Origin of the sequence: Marinobacterium stanieri, assembly GCF_900155945.1 — a bacterium.
GTDB lineage: Bacteria > Pseudomonadota > Gammaproteobacteria > Pseudomonadales > Balneatricaceae > Marinobacterium > Marinobacterium stanieri.
The window spans coordinates 368,425-384,825 of record NZ_FTMN01000002.1; the positions used below are offsets into that span (position 1 = coordinate 368,425).

23 protein-coding genes are annotated in these 16,401 nt (G+C 53.4%); 5 read left to right on the plus strand and 18 right to left on the minus strand.

All coding sequences use genetic code 11. The annotated features are described in order from the left end of the window. The first annotated feature begins 10 nt into the window (after nt 1-10). The 4 genes from BW956_RS06655 (at nt 11) to BW956_RS06665 (ending at nt 2,952) form a co-directional block, all read left to right on the plus strand. On the plus strand, nt 11-706 hold the full coding sequence (locus BW956_RS06655; protein ID WP_076461801.1) for a DUF6538 domain-containing protein: 696 nt from the start codon (nt 11-13) through the stop codon (nt 704-706). A gap of 175 nt (nt 707-881) precedes the next feature. After that, the gene (locus tag BW956_RS22205; RefSeq protein ID WP_139327139.1) at nt 882-1,079 is read left to right on the plus strand and encodes a hypothetical protein; all 198 of its coding nucleotides are present in this window, start codon (nt 882-884) and stop codon (nt 1,077-1,079) included. Between the two features lie 87 nt (nt 1,080-1,166). After that, complete coding sequence (locus BW956_RS06660; RefSeq protein WP_076461803.1) at nt 1,167-2,519, plus strand: sensor domain-containing diguanylate cyclase; 1,353 nt, start codon at nt 1,167-1,169, stop codon at nt 2,517-2,519. 154 nt (nt 2,520-2,673) lie between these two features. Further along, complete coding sequence (locus BW956_RS06665) at nt 2,674-2,952, plus strand: hypothetical protein (RefSeq protein WP_076461805.1); 279 nt, start codon at nt 2,674-2,676, stop codon at nt 2,950-2,952. Nucleotides 2,953-3,485: 533 nt separating this feature from the next. Here the strand turns inward: BW956_RS06665 and BW956_RS06670 are convergent. The 12 genes from BW956_RS06670 to BW956_RS06725 all read right to left on the minus strand — a co-directional run bounded on the left by BW956_RS06670 (nt 3,486) and on the right by BW956_RS06725 (nt 12,782). Further along, nucleotides 3,486-3,788, minus strand: coding sequence for a hypothetical protein (locus BW956_RS06670; RefSeq protein ID WP_076461807.1), 303 nt, complete (start codon nt 3,786-3,788; stop codon nt 3,486-3,488). 95 nt (nt 3,789-3,883) lie between these two features. After that, nucleotides 3,884-4,438 (minus strand): hypothetical protein, encoded by a 555-nt coding sequence (locus tag BW956_RS06675; protein ID WP_076461809.1) that lies wholly within the window; start codon nt 4,436-4,438, stop codon nt 3,884-3,886. Further along, nucleotides 4,435-4,887 carry a hypothetical protein gene (locus BW956_RS22210; RefSeq protein ID WP_139327140.1) on the minus strand — a complete coding sequence of 151 codons (453 nt, stop codon included), beginning with the start codon at nt 4,885-4,887 and terminating at the stop codon, nt 4,435-4,437. The genes BW956_RS06675 and BW956_RS22210 overlap by 4 nt, the downstream gene beginning before the upstream one ends. Then, nucleotides 4,887-5,486: a hypothetical protein gene (locus tag BW956_RS06680; protein ID WP_076461811.1), complete on the minus strand. Its 600-nt coding sequence runs from the start codon at nt 5,484-5,486 to the stop codon at nt 4,887-4,889. Before BW956_RS06680 ends, BW956_RS22210 begins: the two co-directional genes overlap by 1 nt. Nucleotides 5,487-5,488: 2 nt before the next feature. Then, nucleotides 5,489-6,475 carry a hypothetical protein gene (locus BW956_RS06685; RefSeq protein ID WP_076461813.1) on the minus strand — a complete coding sequence of 329 codons (987 nt, stop codon included), beginning with the start codon at nt 6,473-6,475 and terminating at the stop codon, nt 5,489-5,491. A 1-nt stretch (nt 6,476) separates the two neighbouring features. Beyond that, nucleotides 6,477-8,522: a hypothetical protein gene (locus BW956_RS06690; protein ID WP_076461815.1), complete on the minus strand. Its 2,046-nt coding sequence runs from the start codon at nt 8,520-8,522 to the stop codon at nt 6,477-6,479. Nucleotides 8,523-8,525: 3 nt separating this feature from the next. Beyond that, nucleotides 8,526-8,987: a hypothetical protein gene (locus tag BW956_RS06695; protein WP_076461817.1), complete on the minus strand. Its 462-nt coding sequence runs from the start codon at nt 8,985-8,987 to the stop codon at nt 8,526-8,528. A 3-nt stretch (nt 8,988-8,990) separates the two neighbouring features. Next, nucleotides 8,991-10,844: a hypothetical protein gene (locus BW956_RS06700; RefSeq protein WP_076461819.1), complete on the minus strand. Its 1,854-nt coding sequence runs from the start codon at nt 10,842-10,844 to the stop codon at nt 8,991-8,993. A gap of 234 nt (nt 10,845-11,078) precedes the next feature. Continuing rightward, the gene (locus BW956_RS06710; protein ID WP_076461823.1) at nt 11,079-11,435 is read right to left on the minus strand and encodes a hypothetical protein; all 357 of its coding nucleotides are present in this window, start codon (nt 11,433-11,435) and stop codon (nt 11,079-11,081) included. Between the two features lie 64 nt (nt 11,436-11,499). After that, nucleotides 11,500-11,949, minus strand: a complete 450-nt coding sequence (locus BW956_RS06715; RefSeq protein ID WP_076461825.1) for a hypothetical protein — start codon at nt 11,947-11,949, stop codon at nt 11,500-11,502. A gap of 24 nt (nt 11,950-11,973) precedes the next feature. Continuing rightward, on the minus strand, nt 11,974-12,327 hold the full coding sequence (locus BW956_RS06720; RefSeq protein ID WP_076461826.1) for a DUF3168 domain-containing protein: 354 nt from the start codon (nt 12,325-12,327) through the stop codon (nt 11,974-11,976). Beyond that, a complete protein-coding gene (locus BW956_RS06725) occupies nt 12,327-12,782 on the minus strand; it encodes an HK97-gp10 family putative phage morphogenesis protein (RefSeq protein ID WP_083702962.1) in 456 nt (151 codons plus the stop codon). Before BW956_RS06725 ends, BW956_RS06720 begins: the two co-directional genes overlap by 1 nt. Nucleotides 12,783-12,844: 62 nt before the next feature. On the opposite strand from BW956_RS06725, the gene BW956_RS06730 reads away from it, so the two are divergent. Then, nucleotides 12,845-13,324, plus strand: coding sequence for a hypothetical protein (locus BW956_RS06730; protein ID WP_076461828.1), 480 nt, complete (start codon nt 12,845-12,847; stop codon nt 13,322-13,324). A 6-nt stretch (nt 13,325-13,330) separates the two neighbouring features. Here the strand turns inward: BW956_RS06730 and BW956_RS06735 are convergent, their stop codons facing one another. From BW956_RS06735 to BW956_RS06760, 6 genes are read right to left on the minus strand one after another with little or no spacing between them, the layout of a single operon-like run. Beyond that, nucleotides 13,331-13,663, minus strand: coding sequence for a phage head closure protein (locus tag BW956_RS06735; protein WP_076461829.1), 333 nt, complete (start codon nt 13,661-13,663; stop codon nt 13,331-13,333). After that, entirely contained in the window at nt 13,663-14,199 is a 537-nt protein-coding gene (locus tag BW956_RS06740) for a head-tail connector protein (protein ID WP_076461831.1), read from the minus strand. The genes BW956_RS06735 and BW956_RS06740 overlap by 1 nt, the downstream gene beginning before the upstream one ends. 3 nt (nt 14,200-14,202) lie before the next feature. Further along, nucleotides 14,203-14,517 carry a hypothetical protein gene (locus BW956_RS06745; RefSeq protein ID WP_139327141.1) on the minus strand — a complete coding sequence of 105 codons (315 nt, stop codon included), beginning with the start codon at nt 14,515-14,517 and terminating at the stop codon, nt 14,203-14,205. Continuing rightward, the gene (locus BW956_RS06750; protein WP_076461834.1) at nt 14,501-14,704 is read right to left on the minus strand and encodes a hypothetical protein; all 204 of its coding nucleotides are present in this window, start codon (nt 14,702-14,704) and stop codon (nt 14,501-14,503) included. The genes BW956_RS06745 and BW956_RS06750 overlap by 17 nt, the downstream gene beginning before the upstream one ends. Nucleotides 14,705-14,744: 40 nt before the next feature. Next, nucleotides 14,745-15,122, minus strand: coding sequence for a hypothetical protein (locus BW956_RS06755; protein ID WP_076461836.1), 378 nt, complete (start codon nt 15,120-15,122; stop codon nt 14,745-14,747). Between the two features lie 58 nt (nt 15,123-15,180). Then, nucleotides 15,181-16,395: a phage major capsid protein gene (locus tag BW956_RS06760; protein WP_076461837.1), complete on the minus strand. Its 1,215-nt coding sequence runs from the start codon at nt 16,393-16,395 to the stop codon at nt 15,181-15,183. Nucleotides 16,396-16,401 lie beyond the last annotated feature (6 nt).

Below are 16,401 nucleotides of genomic sequence, written 5' to 3' on the forward strand. Positions count from 1 at the left end.
CGTATTGCCAATGATCATAAACGAAAAAGCCCTGTTGAGTTTCCGCAACAGGGCTTCTGAATTCGATGGCGGTGAGGGAGGGAGACCTAGCCAAGCACATAAAACCAACCCATCACGCCATAAACCAGCTGACATAAGGGATACAGAGGGATATGGTGTCAACTTTAACGTCAACTTTTACCTAAATGCCGCCATGTCAGACACCAAGTATCTCGTTCAACGCAAGGGCATTTGGCTATGTAACTGGCGCGTTCCAAAGGACTGCGCCGGCCTGTTCAATGGTAAGAAAATGATCACCAAGAGCCTTGGCACTCATAAGCTCCCAGAAGCATATCTCAAGACCTTGGTTAGCCTGACCATGGACACTGTCGAACGCGCACAAGCCACAGCACTTCAGAATGTCCATGCCGGAGTCCAGCACGACCTAACCCCTGTCATGCTAGAAGCAACAAAGCTTCACCACGACGACAACGAGGGCAAACTAAAGATCAACGCACTAGGCCAGATCAATACCGCTGTTGAGCGATTCCTGACGACCATCGACAAGGACCAAATCACCTTGAAGCCCATCGGTCGACTTATGGTCAAGGACTTCATGCCACGCCTTGGCTGTCTGTGTCACCGGCTGCCAAATCGAGGAGCTGTTTGCTCAAGGTACTACATCATTTTACGAATACTTTCCGGTTTGTATAAAAAGGTAAACTGATTTGAATCAACTTGGATGATTATCTATAAGTCTAGAGTTCTATCAAACAGTAGGTGATATCCCGTTTTGTCGCCTTAGCTTTATAACCCCAAAAAGTGGCATATTTAGGTCAAAATCTTATATGAACTAGCTGTTGCTCTGATAGCGATATAGCATTTAACGGAAACGATTCAGTATGGATCTTCAAAAATTAATTTCACAAATTGATTCCCCACTTTGGCTCATCAATCCTGACAGTTCTCCTCCACAAGAGATCATTTGGAGCAACTCTTCCGCACAAGACTTAATGGGTGATTCAACTATCTCTGAGCTGCGAAACGGGGAGCTTAGCGCCGTTTCTCAACCAAACCTTTCAGACTACAAAAGCAACTGAAGGCTTGGTGAGACAATACAAGAAATCTGGACTATTTATCATAAAGACAGAATTTCTATTCTGACTTGTAAATTAAGCATTTTCCTCTTGGAGAGTGGGCAAGATGCAATTTTAGTTGAAGAATCAAAACAAAATAATGATCAATCTCATCTTAGCCTCAAAGTTGAAAGCAAGACAGTAAACACTCCTCGAAAAACTTGTAAACACAACGATTCTTTGAAAAGTGATGATTTATACCAGAGTATATTTCAGGCTAATGCTGCCCCAATGATCCTCATTGCCCCAGATGAAGACGGAAGGATTATTGATGCGAACCAACGTGCTCTAGACTTTTATGGATACAATTATGAAGAGCTATGCTCCCTTCATACTTGGCAAATCAACACACTAGGTAAGAATGTATTGCCTGTTATGCATGAGGTGCATTCATGGCCTGGTGGGCATAAGCCCCTTAGCTTTCAGCACATCACTTCTGATGGAAGCATCAGAGATGTTCAAACCTACGTCGGTCCTGTCGAAGTTAAAGGAAGAAGACTGATGCTAGGAGTAATTCACGATATAACTGCGCAGAAAGAAATCGAAAAATTTCACCAGTTGTTATTAGAAAGCTGTCACGCCGGTATTATATGTGTCGATAGTAAACATACTATTATTTATGCAAACCCTACTGCTGCAAGGTTATTGGGGTTCAGGCACCCTTCTGAACTGATTTCAAAGAAAATTAATGAGTTCTCAAACTTAGAAGATCAAACCCAAGGTAATATCGTCTCGCTTATTTCCAGCGTGCTATTTACCAATAGTGCAAGTCTGGACTGCGAGGTCTATATGAAAACCAGAAATGGGCTCCTTCCATACTGGTGTTATTTATCCCCAATGCTTACAAGCAACATCCGTGCTGTGGCCATAAGTTTCTCAGAAATTTCAAGACGAAAACAACTTGAAGAGGAACTAAAACAAGCTGCTCAACGCGACCCTTTAACAAAAGCTCTTAATAGGAGGCAGTTTGAAAAGTTGCTTTCTGATGCCCATGCTCGCTACCTTCGCTATGGCGACATGTACAGTTTGATTATGATCGATGCCGATTACTTTAAAAATATAAATGATCGTTATGGGCATGATGTGGGAGATCAGGTACTGATCAAATTAGTTAACACACTAAATAACCGCTTGAGAGAATCTGATCACCTATGTCGATGGGGAGGTGAGGAGTTCTTGGTTCTGATACCTAATTCAGATATAGAGCAAGCAAGAGCTCTAGCTAAAGATTTATTAATTTGTGTAAGATCTGAAAACTTCGATATGGCTGGTAAGGTTACGGTCAGTATCGGTGTAGCTGCTGCTGATGGCTGTAAATCCTCAAATGAGGCAATAAAAAAAGCTGATCTTGCAGTATATAAGTCAAAAAACACTGGTAGAGATAAAGTTTCTTCACAGTATTAAAGGATATTTGTTCAGTGAGTTTGAACACACTAATTTTTTGACTCTTTCTAAGAGTCTCGAAGTCATCCACGCAAAGGCTGGCCCCCACCGAAAGAGCGCTCCCGTGTGCGCGCGGTCGAGCTAATGGCGCCGCCATTCCTGGCTCAAGCAACAGATGCGCTATACAAAACTGCTGGAACCGGTCGACATCACCGTGATCGAACGTAACAACGTGACCAGCCGAGAAGAGTCCGTGCGGTTCGTGTTCCGCAACGGCAAAAACCAGATCCCCTGGCACGACCCGTCAATCAGGCGCTGGTACAACGACATCCTGACAAAAGCCAAAGTCAGACACCGTGGCCCGAACCAATGCCGGCACACCTTCATCAGCCAGATGCTGTCCACCGGTGTGGTATCACTGCTAACCACGTTCGCCACACCACCACGGAGATGATCCAACGCACCTACGGCAAATGGATCAAGTCAGACGGTGCTGACATGCACAGCATTATCGAAGGGATATTCAAACTCTGACGGTAGGCACTCGCCCCCGTCACCTCTCGCCACACTCCTCCATCACCGCTTCCAGGTGACAGACAAACGCAAAGAGATCAAAGGGTTGCAGCTGAAATCAGCAACAGTAGCCGATATCACTTTTTTCCGGTGTAAATGCGAGATTTGAAAGTCGGAACGGACGTTCCTAGATGATCAGAATTCCCAGTTTATTCCCCAGGGCATTCCCATTTTGATATCAGCCCGGCTGAACCACCTCTAACTGATTGAATCTACTGAAGAAGTAGATGGCGGTGAGGGAGGGATTCGAACCCTTTAGTGAATGTTCGCAGTCCGCTCCAGTCCGCATAAAATGCGGGGTGTGCGAACAAGTGAACGGACTGCAGCGGACAGTTCAGGACTCATTTTTGCCCCAATTTTGCCCCAAATGGAACGTAATGGAGCAAGACGAATAACGCCCTGCTCTTTCGGCGGTTATCGGTTTTCTTTGATGTAAACGATTGTGCCGTCGTAGACGTGTGCGGTGAAGCTGCGGCCGTCTTTGCTGAATTGGTAAATGCGGCCCCAGCCTGAACGGCTATCGCTGCAGCTGCTGTTAGATGGGCGCTTGCACACACGGCCCATTTCGCTGTAGGTGCGACGGCCCAGAGAGGATAGCTCTGAAGCGGGCTTGCCGGTGCTGATGATCTTGTTGTCGATGCGGACGCTGGCAGCGGTGGCGGGCAGTGAAACGGCAGCGGCTAGAATGGCGGTTGAAACGGCGGTAACGAGACGCATGGGGGTTCCTTTTCCTGAATAGTGGGGGCGGTGAACTTCCTGCGCTTTCGCGCTCACCGGCTGCAATGGTAGCAAATTGCAGACAAGAAAAAAGGTTACGCCGCTTGGCTGACGGTTGCCGCCCTGGCGAATTCGAGCACGCTATCTACAGCGGCATGATCCGCTGCAGCCTCAATCTGATCAGCATACGCTTGTCGTTGGCCCGCCAGTTGAGGGGCCACCTGCCGCCAGGCATTCGAGTTTTCGATCACACGTGAAACCAATTCGGGCAACGCGATGCCGCGGGCGGAGCTGATGCCGGTGAGCGTTGGCGTGCTGGGTGCTGCACCTGTACTGCCGTTATTAACCCAGCTCTGATACGTGAGGGCTTCATATTCCTGGTCTTTCCATGTGTCACGCTCGAACCAGGGGTACAGGCCTGCTATGTCATCTGCCAGTGCATTGAATATGTAAACCAGCTCGCGATGGGCGTTGGCCTTGTAATCAGCAAGTGCTGGCAATGTCGGTTGAACGGGTTCCGGAAGCACCTGAGCCCACGGCCCATTTGGCCAGTTTTCAGGGTGGTCACGGTGAATGATAAAGTTGGGATATGCAGACTTGATCTGTTCAAACGTCTTAACGCTTGTCCCATCGGAGTACTTAGGTTTCATATGGTAAACCTGTTAACTTCGTGCTGATTATAGTTCGGCAGACCTCGAACTTCGTGCGCAACCTGCCAAGAAGTTCCGTCTAATGAGTATTCCAAATCCCACGACGAGGGGCTTCCGTAGCCTTCAGCCGCCCACACTTCATATTCGGCAACTGTCACACTAAAGGGGATCGAGTATCTTAACCACGAGTAAGCAGAACCCGACATAAAATCGCCGCCTGACAACGTTTTATTGAAGGCCCGGCTTGGATACCAATTTGAGTAAACTGAAGAGGCCGAGGGTGTGCCGCTAACACTCACGTCAGCCCCTTGCGGGTCAAACAGAATTAGTTCATTGATACGGTCCCTTGATCTGCTACCGTCTTTGAACGAAAGCCTCCAGTGGGGGGCACTAATACCACCAGTGCCACCTTCAATAATCACTCCTGCTCTTAGTTTTGCACCCAACATCAGCTATACACCTGTGGTGAACTTATATAAATTTGCGCGCCCTTCTTCCAGACTTGAAACACTGCCTCCACCGCCGCCGACAGATCCGGAAACGCCGGTGTCTTCGCGCCTGCAGGAAACGCCAGCGTCCAGCCGCTATCCAATCCAGTCACATGCAGCGTGACATTCTGTCCGTCTTGCAGATCCGGAAACGACAGCGTGGTGTTTTCAAGCACCGTCAGATCGATATCCTGCACCGGTCCAGCAGCTGTTGTGATAGCACCACTGGATGCCGTGCCGGTTTTCTCCCGGTAACGCAGTAGCTCAGGGCCATCGAGTAGCAGCAGGCTGGAGGCGGTGAGGCGCTCATCAACGTAATCATCGATTGCCCAGCTGTTTACGGTACCGGCCTCCAATGTGAGCGTGTTACTGCTGACGCTGGTGATTGTGACGATTTCCAGCTTTGTGGGAGCTACAGATGGGTCGTTGCTGTCGGTGAGTGTGACAACCAGGTATTTACCGGTGGGCAATACAGGCGGGTTATCCACCTGCAGGGTGCCATCGCCGGCGGTTACCGGTGCCGTCAGCTGGGCGATGTAGTTATCGGTGTAGTGTCGCATGGTCAGTTCCAGGTGCCGGGGATGCTGTCGGGGGAATAAGCTTTGTTTTGAACGTTGCGGTAGTAGTAGGACTCTGAGCGGTCGTATTTGGCATCACTGCCCCAGTATTGGACGACGCTATCACTGGTGGGCAGCCGGGTGGCCGGGTCGACATCAATACGCATGTGCCCGCCACCTTTCATCGGGATGTAGGCGATACAGCGCCTGGCTTCGCCCTCTCCCTGGCACATGATCTGGTTATCTTTTGGGGCCTTGCTCGCACAATCCGGGTCTTTCGGATGGGGGACGTATTTGCCGTTGATCAGGGCTTCTTGGCACTTACCGTCGGAGGGCCAGTCTTCTTCCCCTTCGACACAGGGCGGCTCTGTCAAAGTACAGTAGGATTCTTGTGCATTAGGCCCGGAGCAAAGCCCCCTATTACCCATGCTTGAAGGCGCTGTTGGACTGCCGCTAGATTCAACAAGGTATCGTATGTAGGTCAATGTTTCACTTTCATACCCCCAGTCATATTTAGTGCCATACACTGGCCCCTCTTGCGTGTTGAAAACAATCACTCTATCCGGAAACGCAGCATATAACGCACGAGGTGAAGGGTACTTTCCGGTGACACCAAACGATCCAGAACCAGTCCAAAAATACCCCGCTTCCCAGCTATCATCCGGCACACACTCCGTCGCCGCTTCCCAGGGCACGAGTTCACCATCCGGGCCTCGGTACCGGCCGTCCATGCCTTTTTCGTTTTCGCCATCATCCGGGCGTTCGCCGTCGATGGTGCCGTCGTTGCCGTCGCCGTCTTCATCTTCGTCAGGCACGTCTGATTCCGGATTGCAGCAGGCATTCTCATCCTCTTCACCGGCGAAGCAGCGGGTGGTGATTTCGGGCAGGATGCCGCGGGAGCGGAGTGCGCGCAGGTTGCTGCGCACAGCCTCGGGCGTCCAGGCCATTTTCTGCACGGCCTGGGCCAGGAGTTTGAGTGATGTGGTATCCATGTTACCAACCGTTAATCAGGGTGATGTCGGCGTTTTCCAGCGGCACTTCGAATGTGTGCGCGGCCTTGGTTTCAGCTTCGTCTATCAGCTGCTCGGGCACCTCACCGGCGCTTACATCCAGGCTGCTGTCTTCGGTGTTGTAGTTGATGGAACGTATTAGCGGGGTCGCTTGAGCTGAAAGCCCTGGCCCCCAGCCTTTCGTGTACAGGCTGCCTTCAATCATGGGCGAGGTGATGGCGGTTCTGTCTTGCGGCAGTTCCAGCGCTGGCACAGGGGGCAGATCCCAGTTGGGTGCCGGTACCGCGCCGTTATCATCCATGTAGCTGATTGAGGTGCGCACACGGGTGTCACGGATGCCGTCACCGATGATGTAGGTGAGCCCCGTGATCTGGCCAATGGCATTGGGCACGCGGGTGTTGATGTGTGCCACCTGTCCGATTTGTGCCGGGATTATCCGTTTACGGCACACAATATCGATGTAGTTCTGCCGGTGGCTCTGAATGATCTCCTTCGCCCCGATTTTGACTGAGACGCCAAAGCCGGCGTTGAACAACGGACGCTTGTCGTCGGCAACGGGGATTTGGCCGCCGTCGGTTGTTGGGGCCAGGTATGTAGCGGTTGCGACGGCATCTGCCCAACGCTCGATAGTGCCGCCGGTGGGCCATTGGGTCCAACGGGCCGGGCGCTGCATGGTTTGTTCTGCGTACACCGCTTCGCGGTCTTCAAACGTCGCTGTGTCGAAGTCGCTTTCAATAGCAAACGACAGCGCGGTGCCTTTTACTTCTTTGCGGTATGCGCGCACGGACTGGGGCGCGGTCACCGTGATTTCGTAGTGCTCGGTTACGGGCTGTGCAATGTAGCGCTCCAGGTTGGCGGTGTAGCCCATGCCGCGGTCGAGCCGTTGGCGCACCACCCCGATACTGCCGTACTTGCCGACTGGCGGGGTGTTATAGAGCTCATAGTCGATGGCAAACCAGGGCGAAAAGCCGTTTTGAATGCGGTCTACCAGGCTTTCGCGCAGGAACGAGCCTTTGCCGTCACTGAAGAAATCCTGCAGTCCCTTAACGCCCTTTACCGTTGTTGTGACGGTGCGCAGCGCGTAGTAGCGGTATTCCAGGCTGATACTGACGGTGTTTTTGATCTGATCGCGGGTTTGGAAATCGACAGTGATATCGTTGCGGTGCACATCCGCGTCGGTGAATGTCCAGTCGACGGGCTTGCCGTCTGTGCCCCAGGAGTAGTAGTACAGATCCCCTTCACGGGTGTAACCCAGGCTGCCGGCGACGGTTTTCATCATTTCGTTGACGAATTCGTTGCCCTCGGCGCCCTCTTTCTGGGTCATCTCGGAGTAGACGGCCTGGGTCAGCTGCAGCAGCTCTTGCTGGTCTTCTTCGCCCAGCTGTTCGCCCCGCAGGTTTGAGCAGTCGAATACCACGGCGCGGGTGTTGCGATCGTAACGGGCATCGTTCACTTCACCGGTGAACAGCCGTTCGAGTTCGCTGTTCGCGTCGGTCGGGTCTGTGTAGGTATAAATCTCAACGGTTTTACCGTGAAACGCCGGAATGCTAATGGGTGCATTCACTTCAAACCGCAGGTGGAAAGCGGCGGTGCTGGGCTGGTCTTCACCGTGGTTGATGACGATTTGACTCATCAGCTTGGTCTGGCTGGTGACATCCTTTTTGCCGATGACAACACGGGCTGCCGGCACTTTGGTTGTAACCGGTGCGGTGGGGTCGAACACCTGCTGACGCAACGTAAGCAACCGGCGGGCCGGCACACGGCGCTGAACCACTTGCCGCAGGGTGAGCAGTTTGCGAGCCGGGTGGTTAACCGTTTGCACCACTTGCTGACGCAGCGTGAGCAGCTTGCGTGCCGGCGTTACGCGGAACGCGACCCACTGGCGCAGTGTAAGCAGTTTGCGTGCAGGCCGCTCAACATACACCGATTGCCGCAGGGTGAGCAGCTTGCGCGCGGGGTAGCGTGTACCGAACGACGCCGGCGCACCGCCCAGGGTGTGGCTGTTGATGGTGTATGTATTCAGTGGCATGGGTTATGGCAACGCTGCGGTTTCTGTCTCGATGGTGGATGACAGCCAGAATTCGATTTCGTCGGAGATGCTGAGCTCTGTCACGGTATTGATGGAGCGCACATGGATGGCCACGGCGTTACTCACACCGCTGCGCACCCGAGTACCCAGCGGCAACGGATCGCCTGCGTTGTTGGTCCCCAGCGCGGCTGCACTGAGGGCCAGGGTGATTTCATTAACGGAGTGCCCGGCCCCGGGTGCAACGTCCTCGGCGTAGAAGAGGATTGGGTCTACATCCGGATTGGTTTCGTTCAGCAGGGTGATGGACCCGGCATCCAGCGGATCGTCGATCTTGTTGCCCAGGTAGACGATGAAGTCTTTGGGGTTGTCGTTCAGGTTGGCGTTGTGGGCCAGGTCTTTGATGCTGGTCATTTCGGTGGTGAGCGCAGCGTCGGTATGGAGTTTGAAATTACTGTTGGTGGCCATGCGTTAGGCTCCGGGGGTTGCGGCGGCGGCGCGTTGGAAAAAGCTGAGCACGTTCTGAAGCTCGGCTGAGTCGCCATTAACGGTGGCCGAGTTCGTGCCTTTGTCTGACTGCATATTGAGGGTTAGCGTGCCGAGGTCTTTGCTTTTGCCTTCGCCATCCAATAGCTTTTTCATGACGGCCTGCATGCCGGTCACGTCATACTCATCAGCACGCCCTGTACTGATGCCCCGCCCGTTCAAGCTGGAATGACCAAAGGGGTTGCGCTGGAATGACTCAAGCACTTCCTGCATTCGGTTGGCCGCTTTTTCAGCCGCGCCCGTTGACCCTTTAGCCATGGCGTTACGGTAGCTCTGTGCGGCCCGGATGAAGTTTTTATCAAGCTTGTCGCCCTGCTTTTTGCCTTCATCCGGCGAGCCAAAGATCTTTTGCCACGCAGTGTTGCCACCCTTCTGACCGCTCAACGCTGCCGCAGCGGCTGTGAGTGCGCGGGTGTTTTCTTGAGTGGCGGTGGTGTTTTTGTCGTTGGCGCCTACAACAGGGTTTTCGCTATTGGCGATTTTTTCTTTCAGAGTGCTTATTTCTGCAAGAATGGGGGCCACGTTTTTGCCGGGCGATTCCATCATCTGCTGCTGCAGGGCGGCTATTTCCTTGCGCCACTGGGTGATTTGCTCAGACTCGGCGCCAGCGCTTCCATCTTTATCAGAACCGCGCTCCTCAAACCCTTCAATTACTTTTGCTTTGGCTTGGTTAACATTATCAATAAGAGAGCCCATTCTTTCCGAATGCATTTCTGCATCCTTCAGCATTTGCTCAGAAGCTTGCTTGGTATCCTCAGATACTTTGTAGAACGAGTCTCCGAGTAAATTTGCCTCTCGCTCCAGGGTATCCAGCCCAACTGTTCCAGCTAAGCTAGCCACGCCTTTGGAAACGATACCGCCGAATTTCTGACCACCGCTTACCACGGTGTAATAAAGCTCCTTTACATCGGTGATGATTTCGATGAGGGTTTTGAAGCCTTCTACCATGCTTTGAATCATGGTTAATGCACCAACTGTGACGGACTCTGCTACTTGGTCAATCCCCCCCATTTCATCTATAAATTCCACGGTTTTACTTATTAACACTTCCATCGCCGGGACAACACCCGCAGTCACGTGCTGTTGAAGCCCCGTGAAAATGGTACCTAACCGTGTTTTTGCATCGTTATATGCCTCAACCGCAGCAGCCTGTGGCCGCGTAATTGCCACCCCTAGATTGTCGAACTCCTTCCCAAGACTGTTCAGGTCAGCCGCAAACGTGTTTACCAGCCCTACACCTTCAGTATCGAAAATGCGCATAGCTAATTTTACACGGTCGCCTTGGCTGGAAATTCCCTTCATGGCGTCCGCAATTGCATAAAATTGCTGGTCTGGTGTCTTCTTCGCCAACTCGTCTGCATCTAGCCCTAACTCCGCCAGCGCATCTTTTGCCGCACCTGTTCCATCAGCCGCCTCGGCTACGCGCCGCGTCATGCGCTGCAATGCAGTTCCTAGTTTGTTTTGCGCAACGCCTGTCAACTCTGCTTGGTACTCCAGTTTCTGTAATGCCGCTGTACCAAGCCCAAGTTTGTCCGCCTTTTTTGCCAACTGGTCGAGCTGATCGGCCTGACGTTCGATCATCGCAATAAACCCAGCACCCGCAATAGATGCGCCAGCGAGGGCAATACCAAAGCCTTTACCCGCCGTTGAGGCGATGGATTTCATGGATTTAGCCCATTTGCGAGCATCATCCTTGGCCTTGTCCATTTCTGTCTTCAGGCGCGCGGAATTGGCACCCAAAGTGACAACAAGGTTGGCTATAACCGATTTCTTCGCCATGGGATTATCGCCGTCTTACGGTAGGTTCTGCGAGCTGCTGCTCCAGCCAAGCTGCTTGCTCTTCGGGGGTGCGCATGCGTTGCATGAGCGTGTCTTTGTACTCTTGGTCGCTCTGGAGTCTTGTGAACTCAATCCATTCCAATATCTCGTCAGGCGGGTATTCCAGCTCCACCTGCCTGACGCTTTTTCCATGCCGGTCCGCCAGCTGGAACAGGAACATCCTGTACGGCCGGATTAGGAGTTTTTTGCAATCTCCTCAAACTGCGAGGTCAGTACAGGGTTCAGTTCCATAGCTGCTTCCCACAAGCGAGTCAGAGGAGCCTCAGCCTTGTCATTCAAGGCTTCTATATCCTGCAGCGTAAATTTCTGTTTGCGGGTTTCGGGGTCGATAACGCTGATTGCAACAAACAAGGAGCGAAGGTTCTTGTCATCATCTTTCGTTTCATACACGTAGGTATCGAACTGGTCGCGCTGTTTAGCATTCCAGGTAATGACGGTCAGGGTTGCACCCTTTCCCCATTCATCTACCTTCACGGTTTTGGTTTTACGGTCATCAGCCGTCAATACTTGGTCACGGGTCAGGTCTGCCATGGGTTACCTCAGGAATATGAATGCTGCAGAATGGGATAGCTAACCGGCCGCAGGGGCCAGTGCGTTAAGGCCCGGTAAGAATGGTGTAGTTGTCTTCTACGGCTACGCCACCGGTGACGCGCAGGTTGATTGTGCCTTTGTAGTCCTGCTCGAGCTCACCGTTTTCGAACGGCCAGTTTTTCACCCAGCAATCAAATTTACGTGCGCGCCCTGTCGGAAACAGCCATACGATAGTGGACTTTTCCTGCGGCACGGCAAGGTAAGCAGCCTCAAGCGCAATCTGGCCTGGGTCGTCCTCAGAGTGCAGCAGGTTCAGTGTGACAGTGCCGTAGCGGCGCACTTCGCCTACCGCAACCACCTCGTCATTATCTACCAGCGTTGTTTGATCGCGCTCGTTGCGCTCGCCGTTCAGGCCGCTGATGCCGGTATGCCCCAAAATCTCGATATCGGTATCACCGGCTGCATTGCGGATGAACACACGGGTGCCGTGCGTGGGTACTGTAGGTACGCCCATGATGCTTTCCTCTTGGGTGTGGTGTTATTCGTAGATGGAGAAGTCGATCGCGAAGCGAAAGAGCTTTTTATCGCGTTCGTGAAGGGGCAACTGCCCCAGCAAGATCTGATCAGACATGACGCCGATGACAGCGGCCTGCAGTTCTTTTGCCTGGCGGTAGCTATTGGCCCACACGCTGATGGAGTAGCGGTTATGGCTGTGGCCGGTGTAACCCAGCAGCGTGTTCAAGGGGCGGTCGCTGACGTACATGAAAGTAACCGCCGGCAGCTCCTTGCCTTCCGGCAGGTCGCCGTTATCAACACGGTCACCCACCAGGGCAGTGATGGCCGGGGCGGTGCTCAGGCGCAGGTAAAGATCCTGCTCGCTCATACCGATCATTATTTACCCCGGTTTGCTTTCTTCACGGCACGGGCAATGGCCTTTCCGAGTTCACTGCCGAATAGGTCGAGCACTCGGTCTACGTTCTGGTCCAGTGCCGGGCGCAGGAAAGGCTCGGCTTCCTGGTCACTTGTGCCATATTCCTGAGCAATTGCCTTGTGAGCGACGCCTGAAAGCTCACGCCCGCCTTCGGATTTAGCAGCTTTTTTCTTGGTTGGGCCAACATCAATATCAACCGCTCGATTGCCGCCCTTTCCTTTGCGGGAGCTGATAGCCATTGAGTCTTTCAAGTCGCCACTATCTCGATTTGCCCCAATGGTCGCCGCGATCAGAACTGGCTCCATGGCCTTACGGCCAGCCGAACGCAGGGTTTTGAAACCGGTTTCTGCGCCAAGGTCCAGCAATGCCTCTTCAAGTTCGGCCATGCCTTGGACTTCAAAGTTTTGAATACTCACAGGCTTTGTCTCATCTGCTAATCTGCATGGTTTACAAAACACTGCTCATAACTGGAGAAATCATGAGTACGATTAAACGGATTTGTAACCTGCTGTTTGTGATTTTCTGCGCTGTTTTAATCGTTAAGGTTTGGTTTACCCTCAACGAGCCCACGTCACTCAAAAGCACCTCATCTACCACCACTGCTGCACCTGTATTCAATCCTACCGAAGCCATGCGTGATGCAATTGACCCTGGCGACAGCTTCCGCAGGGATGGATGGCGATTCGAGTTTGGCGAATTCACCGAGCGTGACATAGATGTGTGGGTTTACTGGCCGAGCAAACCTAAGCCAACCCTGGAGGCAGTTGAAATAATGGGAAGCGCTTTTACCCAAGATGCCATTCAGAAACTCAAAACAGCCGGTTTCGATGCTAAACAGAGAGGAACCAGCATCACCTATTTTTTCAGGCAAGATATTGATGGGAGTGAAATGTCTCTTCTGGGCTCCGCTGGCTACATGGGCTCCGTCGACAAATTCTATTTTTCTCCGCCTAAATAACCTGCGTCAGGTACTGTCCTCCTCGCAGGTAATCACGAGCTCTCGGTTTCGGTTGTCCACGTTGATGGGTGGGCCGGTGATCTCAAGACGCATGTCACCGAAGCGGATACGCATTTCCGGCTTGATGTCGTCGCGGTAGCGAATGGTGACGGCCAGTGTTGCGGTGTTGGTCATGTGCTGGTTGGCCCAGCGTTCACGGCCGGTGATCGGCTTTACGTTGGCCCAGATATCAACCATGCCGGGTATGGGTGCCCAGTCTTCGGTCGGGTGGCCGTACTCATCTTTGGTGCCGACCTTCTGTTCAAAGGTGACCTGGGCATTCAGGCGTCCGGAGCGCATCAGCCAACCCTCATAATTTTCCAGGGGTCCAGCAGCATGGAGACGCCCATGGGCAGCTCTGTGGTGCTTACTCCGATGATCACGGATTCGCGGTTTTCATAGAAATGCCCGATTAACAGAAGCAATGCTTGGCGCACGTCGCCGGGTGTTTCAGTCATGCCTACGGTGGCGGTGATGGTGACGCTTTCAGGCTCGGCGATGGTTTCGGGCCACTCGGTGCCCCATTGCGGCATGAGCAGCGGGTACAGCCGCCTGGTGTCGAGCCGCAGCGGTGGCGAGTTCAGTGTTTGGGTGACGCCATCCGGGTCGACGTATTCAACGCTGTCGATGCTTTCCACCGGCGTCCATGGTAGTTCGATAGCGCCAGCGGTAGAGCCAAAGCCATCCAGTACCAAGGTTCGCGCTGCAGAATCAAAGACACGGCCGGTGCGGGATTCCGCGTGGCGGTAAGCTGAGTCGATCAGAGCTGTGATCAGTGTGTCTTCAGCACTGTGCTGCACGCGCAGGTGTGCTTTGGCTTCGGTGAGGGTGATCATGGTTTACCACTTTTTGAAGGGGCAGCGGACGCGCTCGTACACCGCAGGAACACTGGTTACAGGATCGAAGCCGACGGTTGTTTTCCAGGCCAACTTGCAGCCGCAGTCTGTGCACCTGTGGTTGAAGAACCGACCACGACCCAGGTGCTCGCATGCACTTTCGAGGCGCGTTTCGCTTCCATCGGGATTCACCACGAAGCCGCAGGTTGCACGCCTCAAGGCGATGATCGCGGCTTGGTCGATGGACTCGGCCTCAATGATGGTCAGCGCCTGCTCTTCGGTGAGAGGCGCTGGGTTTGTATCAGTCGTCATTTCCATCAGATTGACCGCTGGTTGCGGGCTTTTTACTGGCTTTTGCCGATACTTTTTTCACCCATTTCTCTGAAAGGGCTACTTCGGCCAGGTCTGCTGGCAGGGGGCATTGCTCCCCTTTCACATAACAAACGACTGTCGCGCCGTCAGGTGAGCCCTTCCAGTCCTGCAGGTGTTCGTAGAGTTCTTCCATATCAAGTCAGGCGGGAGTTATTGGCCCCCGCCCTGCTCCGTTATGCGACCGGTGCCAGTGACGGATCGCCGAGGATGACATCAGCGCCGTAGACGCCACCGGTTGAAGCGCCAGCAACAGTTGATACTGCGCGGATATAGCGTTTGTTGCCTTTATAGCCAACGCGCTGGATGGTGTTCGAGGCAAGCGCCGCCAACGTGCCCTGCAGGTCTACAGCCGCAACAGCAGTCCAGTTGGAGTTGTCGTCCGACTCTTCAACACTCGGAGTGTGAGTGCCGTCAGTGATGGTGCCGGGGCTGAAGACGACGCAAGCAGAGTTGAAGCCCTGCAGGTCTACGCCGGTACCTTCGGCAGTCGCGGTGATTGCAGCTGCCGCAATACACTGCACCACGCCGATCTTGGATTTGAGGTCTTTCATATCAGTCTCCGTGCGGGGGCATTCGACCCCCGGTTATCGGTTGAGGTGAGGCCGTGCCTTAGCTGGTGGCGAATTTCATCAGCTTGATGGCTTCAAAGTTCTGCACACCACCGCCCACACGCTTGGTGGTGTAGAACTTCACGTAGGGCTTGGCAGTGAACGGATCACGCAGCACCTGGACGCCGCGGCGGTCAGTGATGACATAGCCACGCTTGAAATCACCGAAGGCGATGGAGAGGCTGTTTGCTGCAATGTCCGGCATGAAGTCGTCGGTTTCAGATGTGTAGCCAAGCAATGTGCTCGGTGCACCTGCTTCCAGGCCCGGACGCCAGAGGTAGTTGCCATCTGCGTCTTTGAGCAAGCGCACCTGCATCAGTGACATGTCATTCATCAAAAAAGATGCACCCTGTCGATAGCCGCGCTTCAGGCTGTGCACCAAGGTGATCAGCTTGTCTGACGGGTTAGACGAAGCAAAAGCGCCTGCACCGCCAGAAGCGATGTAGCCCAACTTGCCCCAGGCGTAGTTGCTGTTGGCTACGGCTTCATAGCCCAGGATGCCGCGCGGTTTGTTTACTCCGTTGCCAGTGATGAATGCACCTGCTTCCTTCTCGGAGAACTCGGTACCGACTTCATCGGCCAGCCAGCTTTCAATGTCGAACATGCCATCTTCCAGCATGGACTGAGTGGCTTTCGGCTCGGCATAGAGTTCCATGGTCGGGAATGCCAGCTCGCTGAGCGACGGTGTACCGGTCTCGCTGCGTTCTTCACGCTCACCTACCCACCCAGATGTTGCGCCGCCCTGGTTGGTCAGTTTTTTGTAAGTGGCAGATCCTACCGGGCGAACGGTTGCCAGCTGACGCATGACCCCCATGTCACCCATAACGCGTTCAATACTGGTGTCGACTTCTTCGGTGACGATGTACCCGCCGTCCGGATCGGAGTCAGTCGACAGCGCTTTCTGCTCAAGCTCACGCAGGCCGTCGTCATGCCCTTTACGCATGAAGCGATCAAATGCCGCTTTGTGCTCGGCCTTTGCCTTGGCATCGGTGCCGGTTGCACCTGGGCGACTCAGTGCGGCCAGCTCTTCTTCAAGCTCCTTTTTGTATTTGTCGAGATCTGTCAGCTTGCCGTTGAGGGTTTCGACGGTTTCAGACAGCTTGCCCTTTTCCGACTCCAGCGCATCAATGCGCTTGTCGTTTTTGGATTTGAACTCTTCGAACTTCTGACCGAATTCTTCGGCAACCTGTTCGATGTCTTTCAGTTCAACAGCCATGATGTT

What these genes read in the sequence shown, in the direction of transcription:
- BW956_RS06745 (WP_139327141.1), bottom strand. Translation starts at nt 14,517, where the DNA reads ATGGAAATGACGACTGATACAAACCCAGCGCCTCTCACCGAAGAGCAG.
- BW956_RS06685 (WP_076461813.1), bottom strand. Translation starts at nt 6,475, where the DNA reads ATGGATACCACATCACTCAAACTCCTGGCCCAGGCCGTGCAGAAAATG.
- BW956_RS06700 (WP_076461819.1), bottom strand. Translation starts at nt 10,844, where the DNA reads ATGGCGAAGAAATCGGTTATAGCCAACCTTGTTGTCACTTTGGGTGCC.
- BW956_RS06680 (WP_076461811.1), bottom strand. Translation starts at nt 5,486, where the DNA reads ATGCGACACTACACCGATAACTACATCGCCCAGCTGACGGCACCGGTA.
- BW956_RS06695 (WP_076461817.1), bottom strand. Translation starts at nt 8,987, where the DNA reads ATGGCCACCAACAGTAATTTCAAACTCCATACCGACGCTGCGCTCACC.
- BW956_RS06710 (WP_076461823.1), bottom strand. Translation starts at nt 11,435, where the DNA reads ATGGCAGACCTGACCCGTGACCAAGTATTGACGGCTGATGACCGTAAA.
- BW956_RS06720 (WP_076461826.1), bottom strand. Translation starts at nt 12,327, where the DNA reads ATGATCGGTATGAGCGAGCAGGATCTTTACCTGCGCCTGAGCACCGCC.
- BW956_RS06690 (WP_076461815.1), bottom strand. Translation starts at nt 8,522, where the DNA reads ATGCCACTGAATACATACACCATCAACAGCCACACCCTGGGCGGTGCG.
- BW956_RS06655 (WP_076461801.1), top strand. Translation starts at nt 11, where the DNA reads ATGATCATAAACGAAAAAGCCCTGTTGAGTTTCCGCAACAGGGCTTCT.
- BW956_RS06750 (WP_076461834.1), bottom strand. Translation starts at nt 14,704, where the DNA reads ATGGAAGAACTCTACGAACACCTGCAGGACTGGAAGGGCTCACCTGAC.
- BW956_RS06760 (WP_076461837.1), bottom strand. Translation starts at nt 16,395, where the DNA reads ATGGCTGTTGAACTGAAAGACATCGAACAGGTTGCCGAAGAATTCGGT.
- BW956_RS06715 (WP_076461825.1), bottom strand. Translation starts at nt 11,949, where the DNA reads ATGGGCGTACCTACAGTACCCACGCACGGCACCCGTGTGTTCATCCGC.
- BW956_RS06670 (WP_076461807.1), bottom strand. Translation starts at nt 3,788, where the DNA reads ATGCGTCTCGTTACCGCCGTTTCAACCGCCATTCTAGCCGCTGCCGTT.
- BW956_RS06755 (WP_076461836.1), bottom strand. Translation starts at nt 15,122, where the DNA reads ATGAAAGACCTCAAATCCAAGATCGGCGTGGTGCAGTGTATTGCGGCA.
- BW956_RS06740 (WP_076461831.1), bottom strand. Translation starts at nt 14,199, where the DNA reads ATGATCACCCTCACCGAAGCCAAAGCACACCTGCGCGTGCAGCACAGT.
- BW956_RS06675 (WP_076461809.1), bottom strand. Translation starts at nt 4,438, where the DNA reads ATGAAACCTAAGTACTCCGATGGGACAAGCGTTAAGACGTTTGAACAG.
- BW956_RS22205 (WP_139327139.1), top strand. Translation starts at nt 882, where the DNA reads ATGGATCTTCAAAAATTAATTTCACAAATTGATTCCCCACTTTGGCTC.
- BW956_RS22210 (WP_139327140.1), bottom strand. Translation starts at nt 4,887, where the DNA reads ATGTTGGGTGCAAAACTAAGAGCAGGAGTGATTATTGAAGGTGGCACT.
- BW956_RS06735 (WP_076461829.1), bottom strand. Translation starts at nt 13,663, where the DNA reads ATGCGCTCCGGACGCCTGAATGCCCAGGTCACCTTTGAACAGAAGGTC.
- BW956_RS06730 (WP_076461828.1), top strand. Translation starts at nt 12,845, where the DNA reads ATGAGTACGATTAAACGGATTTGTAACCTGCTGTTTGTGATTTTCTGC.
- BW956_RS06665 (WP_076461805.1), top strand. Translation starts at nt 2,674, where the DNA reads ATGCGCTATACAAAACTGCTGGAACCGGTCGACATCACCGTGATCGAA.